General features: G+C 69.2%; 14 protein-coding genes. 6 read left to right on the forward strand and 8 right to left on the reverse strand.

What is annotated here, in order from left to right; all coding sequences use genetic code 11:
* Nucleotides 1-26: 26 nt before the first annotated feature.
* Nucleotides 27-947 carry an NAD(P)H-hydrate dehydratase gene (locus tag AR539_RS02895; RefSeq protein ID WP_197410538.1) on the reverse strand — a complete coding sequence of 307 codons (921 nt, stop codon included), beginning with the start codon at nucleotides 945-947 and terminating at the stop codon, nucleotides 27-29.
* The gene (locus AR539_RS02900; protein WP_066433073.1) at nucleotides 931-1,662 is read right to left on the reverse strand and encodes a histidine phosphatase family protein; all 732 of its coding nucleotides are present in this window, start codon (nucleotides 1,660-1,662) and stop codon (nucleotides 931-933) included. The genes AR539_RS02895 and AR539_RS02900 overlap by 17 nt, the downstream gene beginning before the upstream one ends.
* Nucleotides 1,663-1,787: 125 nt before the next feature.
* Here AR539_RS02900 and AR539_RS02905 point away from each other — a divergent pair, with 125 nt between their 5' ends.
* A complete protein-coding gene (locus tag AR539_RS02905; RefSeq protein WP_066432391.1) occupies nucleotides 1,788-2,912 on the forward strand; it encodes a glycerate kinase in 1,125 nt (374 codons plus the stop codon).
* Nucleotides 2,913-2,916: 4 nt separating this feature from the next.
* Here AR539_RS02905 and AR539_RS02910 read toward each other — a convergent pair whose 3' ends face one another.
* On the reverse strand, nucleotides 2,917-3,615 hold the full coding sequence (locus AR539_RS02910) for a DUF6766 family protein (RefSeq protein WP_066432392.1): 699 nt from the start codon (nucleotides 3,613-3,615) through the stop codon (nucleotides 2,917-2,919).
* A 1-nt stretch (nucleotide 3,616) separates the two neighbouring features.
* On the reverse strand, nucleotides 3,617-4,132 hold the full coding sequence (locus tag AR539_RS02915) for a DUF6328 family protein (protein ID WP_066433074.1): 516 nt from the start codon (nucleotides 4,130-4,132) through the stop codon (nucleotides 3,617-3,619).
* A 230-nt stretch (nucleotides 4,133-4,362) separates the two neighbouring features.
* Between AR539_RS02915 and AR539_RS02920 the strand changes: the two genes are divergently transcribed.
* Entirely contained in the window at nucleotides 4,363-5,262 is a 900-nt protein-coding gene (locus AR539_RS02920; RefSeq protein ID WP_066432394.1) for an SDR family oxidoreductase, read from the forward strand.
* A gap of 70 nt (nucleotides 5,263-5,332) precedes the next feature.
* A complete protein-coding gene (locus AR539_RS02925) occupies nucleotides 5,333-5,851 on the forward strand; it encodes a hypothetical protein (protein ID WP_066432397.1) in 519 nt (172 codons plus the stop codon).
* A 135-nt stretch (nucleotides 5,852-5,986) separates the two neighbouring features.
* On the opposite strand, the gene AR539_RS02930 is transcribed toward AR539_RS02925, so the two are convergent.
* Complete coding sequence (locus tag AR539_RS02930; protein ID WP_066432399.1) at nucleotides 5,987-7,324, reverse strand: uracil-xanthine permease family protein; 1,338 nt, start codon at nucleotides 7,322-7,324, stop codon at nucleotides 5,987-5,989.
* Nucleotides 7,325-7,557: 233 nt separating this feature from the next.
* Here AR539_RS02930 and AR539_RS02935 point away from each other — a divergent pair, with 233 nt between their 5' ends.
* On the forward strand, nucleotides 7,558-8,163 hold the full coding sequence (locus AR539_RS02935; RefSeq protein WP_066432401.1) for a malonic semialdehyde reductase: 606 nt from the start codon (nucleotides 7,558-7,560) through the stop codon (nucleotides 8,161-8,163).
* Between the two features lie 307 nt (nucleotides 8,164-8,470).
* Nucleotides 8,471-9,634: a GGDEF domain-containing protein gene (locus AR539_RS02940; protein ID WP_066432402.1), complete on the forward strand. Its 1,164-nt coding sequence runs from the start codon at nucleotides 8,471-8,473 to the stop codon at nucleotides 9,632-9,634.
* Nucleotides 9,635-9,641: 7 nt separating this feature from the next.
* Here AR539_RS02940 and pgm read toward each other — a convergent pair whose 3' ends face one another.
* Nucleotides 9,642-11,303 (reverse strand): phosphoglucomutase (alpha-D-glucose-1,6-bisphosphate-dependent), encoded by a 1,662-nt coding sequence (pgm, locus tag AR539_RS02945; protein WP_066433076.1) that lies wholly within the window; start codon nucleotides 11,301-11,303, stop codon nucleotides 9,642-9,644.
* A 125-nt stretch (nucleotides 11,304-11,428) separates the two neighbouring features.
* Between pgm and AR539_RS02950 the strand changes: the two genes are divergently transcribed.
* Complete coding sequence (locus AR539_RS02950; protein WP_066432403.1) at nucleotides 11,429-12,052, forward strand: DUF4190 domain-containing protein; 624 nt, start codon at nucleotides 11,429-11,431, stop codon at nucleotides 12,050-12,052.
* Here AR539_RS02950 and AR539_RS02955 read toward each other — a convergent pair.
* Together AR539_RS02955 and AR539_RS02960 are read right to left on the reverse strand one after the other, a co-directional pair.
* Nucleotides 12,049-12,915 (reverse strand): phosphotransferase, encoded by an 867-nt coding sequence (locus AR539_RS02955; RefSeq protein WP_157360908.1) that lies wholly within the window; start codon nucleotides 12,913-12,915, stop codon nucleotides 12,049-12,051. The two genes, AR539_RS02950 and AR539_RS02955, sit on opposite strands and share 4 nt — an antisense overlap.
* Before the next feature lie 4 nt (nucleotides 12,916-12,919).
* Nucleotides 12,920-14,389, reverse strand: a complete 1,470-nt coding sequence (locus AR539_RS02960) for a peptide MFS transporter (RefSeq protein WP_066432404.1) — start codon at nucleotides 14,387-14,389, stop codon at nucleotides 12,920-12,922.
* Nucleotides 14,390-14,471: the final 82 nt, after the last annotated feature.

Raw genomic sequence — 14,471 nt, forward strand, 5'->3', positions numbered from 1 at the left:
CCGGCAGAGACCCGGCGCAGGCCCGGTCAGGAACCGAGTTCCATCATCAGCGGAGGCAGTTCCTCCGTGAGTTCGCGGGCCAGGTAGCCCAGGCTGCCCAGCCGGCTCGCCAGCCGGTCCCCGGCGCTCGCATGCAGATGCGTGCCCCAGCAGGCCGCCTGCGCATCCGTGGTTCCCCGCGCCCGCAGCCCGGCGATGGTCCCGGAGAGCACATCGCCCGAGCCGGAGGTGCCCAGCCCGCCGTGCCCGGTGGTGATCTCCCACAGCGACGCGCCGGAACCGGCGCCCCCGGCCGGCTGCGCGATCACCCCCTGGCAGGTCACCACGGCGCCGTACTTCTCCGCCAGTTCGGGAATGTCCCGGTCCAGCCGATCTGCGTCGCGCCCCAGCAGGATGCCTGCCTCGGTGACGTTCGGGGTCAGGATCAGCCGGCCCCGCCAGGGGTCCAGCTCGCCGGCCAAGTCGGGCAGGCTGCCCAGGGCGAACGCGTCGAGGATCACGGCCGGCCCCTTGGTCCCCGACGTCGCGAGCAGTCCGCGGAGCAACGCGGTGGCCTGGTCCTTGTCATCCAGGCCCGGCCCGATCAGCACGGCGTCAGCCGAGCCGGCCGCGGAGGCGGCGGCCTCGGCGGCGGCCGTCCCCTCCACGGAGCCGGTCGAGGTTTCCGGCAAGGCCAGCACGCCTGCCTCGGGCAACGCAACCGCCAGGTGCACGGCGGCCGATTCCGCGACGGCGAGGGTGAGCCGCCCGGCGCCGGAGCGCAGCGCGGCCACCCCGGCCAGCAGCGCGGCGCCCGGCGTCATCCGCGCCCCGCCGACCACCAGCACGGAACCGCGGTCGTCTTTGCCGGAGCCGCCGCCGGGCAGCGGCCACGCCCGCAGCAAGGTGGGGGTCACTGGCTCAGGGGCCGGGCCGGTCCCGGCGCCCGCGTCACGTCGGGTGGACATTGGCATCCCCTGCATGTTCGGTCACGGGAACCCCTTCGCTCATCAGGTGATCGGCCATGTTGAAGCTCTCCAGCGTCCACGGTCCGGTGCCGTCCGGCCGGACGAAGCGGCTCACGGAGGCGTTGAGGATGGCGGTTGAGGCGGCGATGTCCAGCAGCTCGGGCTCCGTCAGCCCCTCCAGAATGTAGCGGATCAGCAGGATGACGGCGTCGTGGCAGACCAGGAGCACCCGCTGCCCGGGGTGCAGGCGGTCCAGGTCTGCGATCAGGGACCGCAGCCGGAGGACGACGTCGGCCCATGATTCGCCGCCGGGCGGCCGGTAGTAGAACTTGCCCAGCCAGCGCCGCCGCTCCGCTTCCTGCGGCAGCCTGGCCTCCACACCGGCCGAGGTGAGCATGTCCAGGATGCCGAGCTCGCGGTCGCGCAGCCGCTCGTCGAGCGTCACCGGGGTGTTCCAGCCTCCGGTGTGGACGGCCAGCTCCGCGGTCTGCCGCGCCCGCAGGTACGGGGAGGACCAGACGGCGGCCCGCCCGTCCTCCGGGAACCCGGCGAACAGCCGGCCCAGCGCCAGCGCCTGCTCGCGGCCGGTGTCCGAGAGTTCGACGTCGGCGTCGCGGGCCGGGACGCTGATGACGTGCGCGCCGGACTGGTGCGCCAGCGTGGCGGCCACGTTGCCCTGGCTCTCGCCGTGCCGGACCAGCAGGAGTTCGGCCATGCCGGGCTGGCCGGGCTGGCGAGGCACATGCCCGCGGATTTTTCCGTTTTCGTTCACTGATGCCCCCTGGGTGCAGGTCGCTTTGTGTGGCTGCCACGATACTCCCGGACTGGCAGGATAGGGGGATGCGCATCCTGATCGCCCCGGACAAGTTCAAAGGCTCCCTCACCGCCGCCGAGGCGGCCGCCGCCATCGCTGAGGGCGCCCTGCGCGTCTACCCGGACGCCGAGGCCATCCAGTTTCCCGTGGCCGACGGCGGCGAGGGAACCCTGGAGGCGGCCGTCGCGGCCGGGTATGAGGAACGGCTGAACGCCGTCGTGGGACCCATCCTGGCGCCGGTGGGCGCGGCCTGGGCCATCCGGAAGGACGCGTTCGGCGGGGCCACCGCCGTCATCGAAACCGCGCAGGCCTCCGGGCTGGCGCACATGGAACCCACCCCGGCCAACGCCCTGCGCGCCCACAGTTACGGCTGCGGCCAGCTGATCGCCGCCGCCCTCGACGCCGGCGCCACGGAAATCGTGCTGGGCCTGGGCGGCTCGGCCATGAGCGACGGCGGCAGCGGCGCCCTGCGCGCGCTGGGCCTCAAGCCGCTGGACGCCGCCGGAAACGTGGTGCCGCTCGGCGGCGGGTCGCTCGCGGACGTCGTACGCGTCGACGCCGGCGGCCTCGACCCGCGGCTGGGCGCGGTTACGTTCCGGATCGCCGTGGACGTGCAGAACCCGCTGGTGGGGCCCGACGGTGCCGCCCACGTGTTTGGCCCGCAGAAGGGTGCCGACGGGGATGCCGTGGAACTGCTCGACGCCGGGCTCCGCAACTGGGCCTCGATACTGCGCGAATCCACCGGCCGGGACGTCAACATCCCGGGCGCCGGCCAGGCCGGCGGCTTCCCGGCGTCGTTCCTGGCGTTCAGCAACGCCGCACTGGAAGGCGGCTTCGAGCTGGTGGCCGGACTCACCGGACTGGCGGACAAGCTGGCGCAGGCTGATCTGGTGATCACCGGTGAGGGCTCGCTGGATTCGCAGTCGCTGACCGGCAAAGCGCCGATTGCGCTCGCCGACGCCGCCATGCGCCTCGGCATTCCGGTCCTGGTGGTGGCGGGACGGATCCTGGTCACCCCGGAGGACCTCGCCAAGCACGGTGTGGTGGCCGCCGCCCAGCTGCTCGACGTGGCCGGAAGCCCGGACGACGCCGTCGCCAACGCCGCGAAGTACCTCACCTGGGCCACCAGGTCGGTGCTCGAGGGCGCCTGAGCGCTCAGGCGCCCGTCTCGTAGTGCGGCTCCGCGACCGGCTTGGACTCCGGGGAGCCGCGCTCGCGCAGGTACACCGACGCGCCCACCAGCACGGCGACCGCCAGGAACTCGCTCTGCCAGTTCTGGAAGGACTCGAACCAGAAGCGGCTGGTGGCCAGGTACTCGAGGACGGTTACGGGTGCCTCCCCGTGGCTCTGCTGCTCACTGCTGTACTCGTCCGCCCCGCCCACGGCGTGGAGGGTGAAGGACGCCAGGAACAGCAGGAAGAACATAACAGACAGGGAATGTTCATACAGCTTCAGGACCCAGCCGCCGCGCCGCACGGGCCACGGGGTGGCCGCTTTCACCTTCGCGTTCCGGGGGTCCTCATCCTGCGGGGCCGCCCGGTCCACCGGTTTGGACTCGGACGATCCTTTCTGGAACAGGAAGACCGTCAGGATGACGTACATGCCCATCTGCAGGAACTCGGACTCCCAGTTCTCAAACGTGGCCTCCAGGAATGCGCCGGTGCCGAGGTAGCCCAGCGGCGTCACGGCCGGTTCGCCGTGGGCCAGCTGGTCGGCGCTGTAGTCCGCCGCCCCGCTGAGGATCATGCCGCCGAAGAACACCACAAACAGTCCGATGTTGGCCAGCAGCAGGCCGTGGTCCTTCACCCAGCTCCGCCCGGCCCGTGTGTTCCCGGTGCCGCGCCGGTCCGTCATCTCAGGCCCCTTCCGCGTGCCGGCGGAGGCGGCTGGGTACGTAGACCAGCAGGACCAGCAGCACCGCCATCAGCGCCGCTCCGGCCACCAGCCCGGCCGTCCGGCCCGCGGTGACATCAAAAACCAGCGCCGAGGTGCCCACGCTGAGCAGCCCGACGCCGGCAAGGGCCACCTTGGCGATCCGGTCGGCGCTGGACACCAGGGCCGCCCGGAGGTGCAGCCGGAACAGACGCCGGTGCACGCTCACGGGGAGCAGGATCAGGGCGGTGGTGAGGGCCGCCAGCGCCACGTTGGCCAGGTACAGGGTGGTCTGGTAATCGTCCAGCGTCTCAAACCTGGACTGGAAGGGCAGCGTCAGGAGGAAACCCGCCAGGATCTGCACCCCGGTCTGCAGCACCCGGAGCTCCTGCAGCAGTTCCATCCAGTTGCGGTCGAGTTTCTCGATGGCGGACTCATTGCGCCCGCCCGGCCCGGAACCTTGCGTGCTGCCCGCGGGGGACTGGTTCGGATTGGACACCGGCTCTGGCTCGGACACTTCGCCTCCACATCGCTGAGGATCTGCCTGCGGCGGCAGTTAACTCTCAACCTAGGCTTGAGCATTACGGAATTCAAGCCGGTACTAAGCGTGCTGATCATTTTGCGGGTAGGGTGGAAAATGTTTACTTCGCGGGCAGCGTCGCAGCTGCGGGCCATTGCCCGCTTCCGGCGCCGCCGCCCTTGGAAACCGACACGTTGGGTAGGTGGACTATGAGCGATTCAGACAAACAGCAGGACCAGCCGCGCGACCCCCGGAGCGGTTACTACTCCGGGTCGTTCCCGGAGCAGGTGCAGGAACAGCCGGGCCTCACCGCGCCCATGGACCCCCAGCCGGACCATGGCGAGGAGAGCTACGAAGGCAGCGGTGCGCTGACCGGTAAGGCCGCGCTGATCACCGGCGGGGACTCCGGAATCGGTAAAGCGGTGGCCATCGCGTTCGCCCGCGAGGGGGCCGACGTCGCCATCTCCTATCTGCCGGAAGAGGAAGCCGACGCCCAGGACACCGCCGCGTGGATCCGGAAAGCCGGACGCAGGGCGCTGCTGATCGCCGGGGACGGGCGCAACGAGGACTTCGCGACCAGGATCGTGGACGACGCGCTCGCCGAATTCGGCCGTCTCGACGTCGTGGTGCTGAACGCGGCGTACCAGAAGAACCGCGACAGCTTTGAGTCGCTTCCCACCGAGGAGTTCGACCGGGTCTTCCAGACCAACCTGTACTCGCTGATCTGGACCGCCCGGGCGGCGGTGCCGCACCTGAAGGCGGGTGCGTCGATCATCACGACGGCGTCGATCCAGGCGTTCAACCCCTCGCCGCAGCTGATCGATTACGCCATGACCAAGGCTGCGCAGGTCGCCTTCACCAAGGCCCTGGCCCAGCAGCTCGGCCCCAAGGGAATCCGCGTCAACGCCGTGGCCCCGGGACCCATCTGGACGCCGCTGATCCCGGCGACCGAGTGGCCGGACAAGCTGCCGTCGTTCGGCCAGGACACCCCGCTGCAGCGGGCCGGACAGCCGGCGGAACTCGCGCCGGCGTACGTGCTCCTGGCCTCCGACCACGGCTCCTACATCTCCGGCGCCGTCCTGCCGGTCACCGGCGGCAAAGGCCTCTGACGCCAGTTCCGCCGTATCCGGCAGACCGAGAAAACCACGCAGTTCACGTTTCCACCACGGGAGGAACAGCATGACCGAGGAAAAGCAGCAGGAACCGATCGAGGAAGTCGGCGGCTACGGAACGCCGACGGCGGAGCAGGAGCTCCCCGGGGCAGACACCAAAAAGTTCGCCCAGCCCCGCGAGGAAGAAGCGTTTGACGCCGCGGGCCTCAGCCAGGACAGCCCGGACGGCGAGACCTACCCCGCCGGCGTCCCGGACCTGAGCCAGTTCGGCGCCGAAGACCAGGACAGTGCAGGAGAACCCGGGGCAGGACGCTTCGGAGGAACGGAGGAACAGATGAGTTCGGAAAACGCGAGCACCACACCCGGCTACGACGCGGATGCCACGGAGAATTCCGAGGCGGCCGTGCCGTCCGCGGACGCGGAGATGGATGCGGCCAATACCGAAGAGCCCGACGCCGGACGGCCGTTCTCCTCGGAGCCCGGCCAGGATGCGGCCGGCCTCCCGGACGGATCCGGAACTGACCTGCCCGAATCGAAGTCGGCCAAGGACGACGGCGACGACGAGGAAACCTTCGACGCCGGCTAAAACTGCCCGCTGAAGCCTTAACCCGCGTAAGCGGCGCAGCAAAGGCCGGGGCCCGTTCACCATGAGGTGTCCGGGCCCCGGCCTTCGTCTGTTGCCGGCGGGGGCGGATATGGCCTGCCCGCCCCTGGGTGCAGCCTAGGGTCGCTTCTTCCCCGGACGTTTCACGGCGGCGGTGGCTGCGGCCACAACGCCTTCCGTTTCCGGCTCGGCCACCGTGCCGCGGACCTTCGCGATCGCCGTCATGCCGTGGTAGATCACCAGGGCCGCGGCAGAGCCGAGGGCGATGCCGGTGAACACCAGTTCGCCGATGGTCCAGGTGTAGTCGGCGATGCCCACGATCAGGGCGACGGCCGCCGTGGTCAGGTTGATCGGGTTGGAGAAGTTCACCTTGTTCTGCACCCAGATCTTGACGCCCAGGACACCGATCATGCCGTAGAGCATGGTGGCCGCGCCGCCCAGCACGCCGGCGGGGACGGTGGCGATGAGTTCACCGAACTTGGGCGAGAAGCTCAGCGCGACGGCGAAAACACCGGCAACCCAGTAGGCCGCCGTCGAATAGACCTTGGTGGCGGCCATGACGCCGATGTTCTCCGCGTAGGTGGTGGTGCCGGAGCCGCCGCCCATGCCGGCCAGCACGGTGGCCGCGCCGTCGGCCATCAGCGCCCGTCCGGAGACGCCGTCGAGGTTCTGGCCGGTCATGGCGGACACAGACTTCACGTGGCCGATGTTCTCCGCCACGAGGACCAGGACCACGGGCACAAACAGGCCGACGACGCCGATGTGGAATTCGGGAGTCTGAAAGAACGGCAGCCCCACCCAGGCCGCCGCGTCCATCTTGGCGAAGTCCACCTCGCCGCGGATCATCGCCACGAGGTAGCCCACCACCACGCCCACCAGGATGCTCAGCCGGCCCAGGATGCCGCGGAAGAAGACGCTGACCACAATGATGGTGGCCAAGGTGATGAGCGCCGTGATCGGGGCTGCGTCGAAGTTGTTCTTGGCTGCCGGGGCGAGGTTGAGGCCGATCAGGCCCACAATGGCTCCCGTGACGATCGGCGGCATCAGCCGGTTGATCCAGCCGGCGCCGAACTTCTGCACCACGGCGCCGATGACCGCGAGCCCGACGCCGGCCAGCACCACGCCGCCGAGCGCACCGGCGACGCCGTACTGCTGCTGCGAGGCCATGATCGGGGCGATGAAGGCGAAGCTGGACCCGAGGTAGCTCGGCACCTGGCCCTTGGTGATGACCAGGAACAGCAGGGTGCCGATGCCCGAGAAGAACAGGGTGGTGGCCGGCGGCATGCCCGTGATGATCGGGACCAGGAAGGTGGCGCCGAACATGGCGACAACGTGCTGCATCCCGACGCCGATGGTCAGCGGCCAGGCAAGGCGCTCATCCGGCTTCACGACCTCACCGGGGCGGATGGACTTGCCGTTGCCGTGGATCTTCCATTTGGTGCCGAGCATGCTCATTGCAGCGAGCCTTTCAAGAATGTGTGGCGGGACCGGGAAGGAATCTTCCGGGTGCAACTTTACCGCGCCGGTGTTTCCGGCATGCTTCGCCGGAGGCGGCTGCCGCGCCCGCCGGGGCCACTGTGCGGGACGTCACGGGGCGATCCGGGAAGCACTGGCGTGTAGTTGAAGTTGCAACTATAGACAGCAACCAGAGGCCGCCGCCCGGCGGGCACCCAGCGAAAGAGGCACTTGTGACCATCGCCCATGACGAAGCAGTAATCGACGCCGCCGCAGTGGACGCCATCTTTGCCGAGGCCCGCACTGCCAACACCTTCACCGGCGAAGTCACCGACGAGCAGGCCCGGGCCATCTACGAACTCACCAAGTTCGGCCCCACCGCCTTCAACTCCCAGCCCCTGCGCGTCACCTACGTCCGGTCCGAGGAAGCCCGCGCCACGCTGGTGGGAGCCCTCGCCAACGGCAACCGCGCCAAGACCGAATCCGCGCCGCTGGTCGCCATCCTCAGCTACGACACGTCCTGGCAGGACCAGTGGGACACCTTCCTGCCCGGCTACAACGCGCCCAAGGCCATGTACGACGCCGCCCCGGAGCTCGCCGCCGCCACCGGCAACAACAACGCCCACCTGCAGGCCGGCTACTTCATCCTCGCCGTCCGGTCCCTCGGCTTCTCCGCCGGGCCCATGACGGGAGCGGACTTCTCCGCGATCGACAACGCGTTCTTCCCCGACGGCGGCCAGAAGAGCTTCCTGGTGGTCAACATCGGCCGGCCCGCAGCCGACGCGTGGGGCGCGGCTAAGCCGAAGTTCGCCTACGAGGATGTCGTCCGCACGGTCTGACGTACCAGGTGCCTCCGGCACTGGGATGACGCGGAGGTGCCTCCGGCACCATGGGGGACAGGCCGGAGGCACTCGGGACGCAATTCTGCGGTTGAGCGCTAGGCCGCATCCGGGGCCGGTTCCAGTTTAGTCCGCCTTGCCCCCGGAACACAGGGGCGCAGGGCCCTTTCGCGGCGCCGGCGCGGCCCGCCCGCGTCATGTCCGAGACCGAGGTCACACTTGGCCGCCGCGGGGTGCCATACTAGGGTCACCTGCGGCGCGAAGTCGGCGCAAATCGGGCTATTGCGAGCGGACCGGGGGGCCCTACATGATGCTTGACACCGCGACCTTGCGCGTCGCCTTGGCGGTGGTCGACCTGACGCTGCTGCTTTTGTTCTACTTCATCACCTTCCGCCGGACGCGTTCGGCCTACAGCGGCTGGTGGTGCCTGGCCCTGCTGCTGTTCCTCGCCGGCAATGCCGCCTACCTGCTGGACGGCACACCCCACCAGATCTGGTCCAACCCGCTCGGGAACGTGCTCCTGGTGGCGGGAGCCGCCGGCATCTGGGCGGGAGCCCGGTCGTTGCGGACCACGGTGCCCAGGCTTTGGTACCTCGCCGCCGGGCCCGCCGTCACGGGCGTGGCCTCGATGCTGGACCAGCCGGCCACCAATGTCTGGTCGGGCGGGCCCGCTTATCTGGGATTCATGTGCCTGCTGATCGGCCTCGGCTGCCGCGAGCTGTTCCTGCTGGACCGGCAATTTTCGCGCGTGCACCTCACCCTGGCCGTGGGCTCCGGCGTCCTGGCCGCCTTCTATCTGGGCCGCTTCGCCGCGTTTGTCCTGGACGGCCCGGACGGCGCCGTGTTCCAAACCCTCTTCGGATCCGTACCCATGACCATCTGTTCGGCGGTGATCATGGTGGTGGCGTCCTTTACCATGGCGGAGCTGAGCTATGAACAACAGACCCAGGACCTGCGCGCCCGCGCCACTGTGGACGGGCTCACCGGGCTCCTGAACCGGACCGCGTTCCTGGACCTCGCCGAGAATGAACTGCGCCGCCTCAACCGGGCCAGGACTTCGGCGTCGCTCATCCTGGCCGACCTGGACCACTTCAAGGGCATTAACGACGAGTACGGTCACTCGGCCGGGGACACCGCGTTGCAGGCCTTCGCGGACGCCTGCACGTCCACGGTCCGCTCCACCGACCTCGTGGGGCGCTACGGCGGAGAGGAGTTCATCATGCTCCTGCCGGGCGTCACGCCGGAACGGGCCGGGGAAATCGCCGCGGACATCAGCGCCAGGCTGCAGGCCTCGACGTCGGCCGTGATCCCGCGGCTCCCCACCTCCAGCTACGGGATCGCGAACACCGCGCCGGGCCGCGTGGACCTTGACGCGCTGATTGCCGCCGCGGACGCTGCCCTCTACCGGGCCAAGACCCTGGGCCGGAACCGGTCCGTGCTCGCCGGGAGCGTCGAGGCGGGACCGGCCTGAGCGGGCCCTAGGAGATGACGCCGTCCACCAGCGCCTTCGCCTCGGCCTGGACCTGCTTGAGGTGCTCTGCCCCCTTGAAGGACTCGGCGTAGATCTTGTAGACGTCTTCCGTGCCGGATGGCCTGGCCGCGAACCACGCGTTCTCGGTGACCACCTTGAGGCCGCCGATGGCAGCCCCGTTGCCCGGCGCTTCCGTCAGTTTGGCCGTGATGGTCTCACCCGCGAGCTCGGTGGCGGTGACGTCGGAGGACGAGAGCTTCCCCAGGGCAGCCTTCTGCTCCCGGGTGGCCGCCGCGTCGATCCGCGCGTACACCGGGTCGCCGAACTGGTCCGTGAGGCCCTTGTACAGCTGCGACGGCGACTTGCCGGTGACCGCCGTGATCTCGGATGCCAGCAGGGCCAGGAGGATGCCGTCCTTGTCGGTGGTCCAGACGCTGCCGTCCTTCTTATTGAAGGAGGCGCCGGCGGATTCCTCGCCGCCAAAGGCGCCTTCGCCGGAGAGCAGCCCCGGAACGAACCACTTGAAGCCCACCGGCACCTCGACCAGTTTCCGGCCCAGGCTTTCGGCGACGCGGTCGATGATCGAGGAGGACACCAGAGTCTTCCCGATCACGGACTGCGGGTTCCACCCGGTGCGGTGGCGGTAGAGGTAGTCGATCGCGACGGCGAGGTAGTGGTTCGGGTTCATCAGCCCGCCGTCCGGGGTCACAATGCCGTGCCGGTCCGCGTCGGCGTCGTTGCCGGTCGCGATGTCGAAGGGGGTGGACCCGTCCGGCCCCACAGCCATCCGCTGGATCAGCGAGGCCATTGCCGACGGCGAGGAGCAGTCCATGCGGATCTTCTCGTCCCAGTCCAGTGTCATAAACGCCCACTGCGGATCGACCGTGGGGTTGACCACCGTGAGGTTCAGGTGGTGGCGTTCGGCGATTTCGCCCCAGTAGTCCACCGACGCCCCGCCCATCGGGTCGGCGCCGATCCGGACCCCGGCCTCGCGGATGGCGTTGAGGTCCAGGACGGAGGGCAAATCGTCCACGTAGCTGCTCAGGAAGTCGAACTTGCCGGTGGTGTCGGCGCCGAGGGCGTCGGCAATGGGGATCCGTTTGACCCCGCGCAGCCCGTTCTCAAGGAGTTCGTTGGCACGGTTCGCGATCCAGCCGGTGGCGTCCGAGTCGGCGGGCCCGCCGTGCGGCGGGTTGTACTTGAAGCCGCCGTCGCCGGGCGGGTTGTGGCTCGGCGTCACCACGATGCCGTCCGCCTGCGGTGCCCCGGCGGGGGAGTTGTTGTTGTGCGTCAGGATCGCGTGGCTCAGTGACGGGGTGGGGGTGTAGCCGTGGCGGGCGTCGATCAGCACGTTGATGCCGTTGGCGGCGAGCACTTCCAGGGCCGAGTTCTGGGCCGGTTCGCTGAGGGCATGGGTGTCTTTGGCGAGGTACAGGGGACCCGTGATGCCCTGGCCTGCCCGGTACTCCACGATCGCCTGGGTGATGGCGAGGATGTGGGGTTCGTTGAAGGAGGCTTTCAGGCTGGAACCCCGGTGCCCGGACGTGCCGAAGACAACCCGCTGCCCGGGGTCGCCCAGATCAGGGGAAACGTCGTAGTACGCATCCAGAAGCGCAGTGAGGTCAACAAGGTCTTGGGGTTGGGCAACAGTGCCCGCGCGGCTAGCCATGGCACCAGCATGCCAGACGGGCGCGGAACCGGACATGATTACGCTCCCTGTGACGTAAGAAATGTCCTCCTCGGCGAACCGCCGCGGAGGTAGGCTGGAGCCAGCGACTTCACGAGGGGAAAACCATGACTGACCAGCCGAAACCGGATAAAGACGAGGCCCCGGAGGGCTACCGGCCGCCGTCGTACAGCCCGTCGCCGGAATCGGACGTTCCGCCGACGTCGCGGTTCGATCAGCCGGGCTACGGGCAGCAGCAGCCCTACGGGGCCCAGGGCCAGCCGGAGAGCCAGTACGGCCAGGGCGCCGCAGGCTACAGCCAGCCCACCGAACCGTTCGGCACGCCCTCGCAATATGGCCAGCAACAGTACGGGCAGCAGCCCTATAGTCAGCAGCCGTACGGCCAGCAGCCGTACGGTGCGCCCGCGCAGTATGGCCAGTCCAGCGGGCCGTTCAACACCTACGGGCAGCCGTCGTATTACGGGGTTCCGCCGGAGCCCAAAGGCCTGAGCATCGCCAGCATGTGCTGCGGCATCGCCGCGTTCGTGGGTCTGGGGTTCTTCCTGCTGCCGCAGCTGGCCGCGGTCATCTTGGGCCACATGGCCCTGAAGCGCGAGCCGGCGGGCCGGGGCATGGCCATTGCCGGACTGGTGATGGGCTACGCGGGGATTGCGCTGGCCATCCTGGTGTTCGTGCTCATCGCGGTGGGCCTGGCCGTCGGCAGCTCCACCTACCGGATGTACGGGGCCTAGGGCCTTCCTTCGGCCGTGAGCGCGGCCACGATCGCCCCGGCGTTGGCCGCCAGCCAGTCGCCGCGGCGGCGGATCATGCCGCCCACGCCGTCGTCCCACATCCGCGCCCAGCCGCCGCCAAGGGCCCGGGCGTTGTGCTGCATCCGCTCGTAGCTCACCGCCGCCGCCTCGACCCCGAAGACCGGCAGCCGCCGTCGTTCGTCCTCATCCCAGCCGTAGGCGTCGGCGAAGATTCGGAGCCGCCGGAACGGGTCCGCCCCCTCCCAGCCGGCCCAGGCGTCGGCCGGGTCCCGGAGCGGCACCCAGTGCATCGCAGTGTTGAAGGAATCCTTGAACGCCGTGGTGGGCCCGGCCAGGTCGAAGTCCACCAGCCCGGCGGCACGGCCGTCCCGGACCACCACGTTCTGCGGTGTCACGTCCAGGTGGCAGACGAGCCCTGCGGCATCCGCCGCTTTCTGCCGGCCCGGCCGGGGCGGGAACGGGTGGGCGGCCGGCACGAAGCCGGCCGACGCCGTGTGCAGGCGGCGGAGCAGCTGCGCCACGGAGACCAGCAGCTCCTCCGACTGTGCCCACGCTTCCGGGACGGGACCTGCGCACCGTCCGGGCAGGAAGGTCAGGACATCCCGCCCCTCCGGGTCCCTGCCCAGGAACCGCGGGGCGGCGTCGAACCCGGCGTCCTCCAGCCAGTCGAGGAACGCGGCAACCGCCAGGGACTGCGGCTGGTGCGGGCGGCGGATGGTTCCGCCCACCCGCACCACACCGTCGGTGACATCGCCCGCCGGCATGAGTTCGACGTCGGACGCCTCGCCGGGGGCGGGGACGTACCGCCGGGACTCAACCGGCGTGCGGTGCCTGGAGCTCATCGGCTCAGCGTACGCCGCCCATGAGCTTCTTGATCGCCGGCGAGGCCGCGGCCAGGCCAACGGCCAGCAGCATGGCCGTGCCGCCGATGCCGATGAAGTACGGCAGCTCGTCCTCCGGGTTGTACAGGCCCGAAAGCATGCCGGCCAGCGTGGTGCCCAGCGACACCGACAGGAAGAACAGCGCCACCATCTGGGTGCGGAAGGCCTCCGGCGCCAGCTTGGTGGTCACGGACAGGCCGATGGGGGACAGGAACAGTTCCGCGAGCGTGAACAGGAACAGGATGCCCACCAGTGCCAGCAGCGGGGTCTTGCCCTCGCCGGCCAGCGGGATGAACGCGAGGAAGGCCAGGCCCATCACAAAGAGGCCGATCGAGAACTTCAGCGCGGAACCGGGCTGTTTGCGGCCCAGGCGGGTCCAGAGGGCAGCCATGACGCCGGCGAAGATGATGATGAACACCGGGTTGATGGACTGGACCCAGGCGGCCGGCATTTCCCAGCCGAACAGATTGCGGTCCAGCTTCTCCTCCGAGTACACGGCGATGAAGGTGAACTGCTGCTGGAACAGGGCCCAGAACGCGGCCGATGCGACGTACAGCGGGATGAACGCGCCCACGCGGCGGCGTTCGGTGCCGTTGACCTTCTTGCTGCTGAAGATCAGGGCGAAGTAGAGTACGGACGCACCGATCGCTGCGTAGGCCATGGACATGGCCAGGTTGTCGGCGTTCACGATGCCGGTGGCCAGCAGGACGGCGATCACGGCGGCGATGGCGCCGAAGCGCAGGCCGTACTTGGTGCGCTCGTCGGCGGGCAGCGGGTTGTGCACCCGGTGCGCCTCTTCCGGCAGGTTCTTGCGGCCCAGTGCGTAGATGACCAGGCCCACGCCCATGCCGACGGCGGCGGCGCCGAAGCCCCAGTGGAAGCCCTGGCTTTCCTGCAGCCAGCCGGTGACCAGCGGGCCGATCAGGGCGCCGGCATTAATGCCCATGTAGAAGATGGAGAATCCGGCGTCGCGCCGTTCGTCCTTCTCCCGGTAGAGGCTGCCCACCAGGGCTGTGGCGTTGGCCTTCAGGCCGCCGGAGCCGATGCCCACCAGCACCAGGCCGGTGACCAGGCCGGGGATGCCGGGGATCAGGGCGAGGCCGATGTGCCCGGCCATGATCAGGATGGCGGAGCCGAACAGCACCTTTTCCGAACCCAGGAGCCGGTCCGCGAGCCAGGCGCCCAGGATGGTGGAGAGGTAGACCCCGCCGCCGTATGCGCCGACCAGGCCGGCGGCCAGGGCCTTATTGATCCCGAGGCCGCCTTCAGCGGCCGTGAAGTACATGTAGTACAGCAGGATGCCCTGCATGCCGTAGAAGGAGAAGCGCTCCCACATCTCTACGGAGAAGAGGCTGGCCAGCATCTTTGGGTGGCCGAAAAAGGACGTATCGCCCGGCGTTGTAGCGGGGGGATTGGATAAATGAGTTGTGCTCATTTACTTAATGCTGACAGTGTGACGCGGGGTTGTCACATTCGTGGAGCCTCGGGGCAAGTCAATCGCCGGGTGTTTCGCCTTG

This window comes from Arthrobacter sp. EPSL27, from assembly GCF_001512305.1.
In the GTDB taxonomy this organism is placed as follows: Bacteria; Actinomycetota; Actinomycetes; order Actinomycetales; family Micrococcaceae; genus Arthrobacter.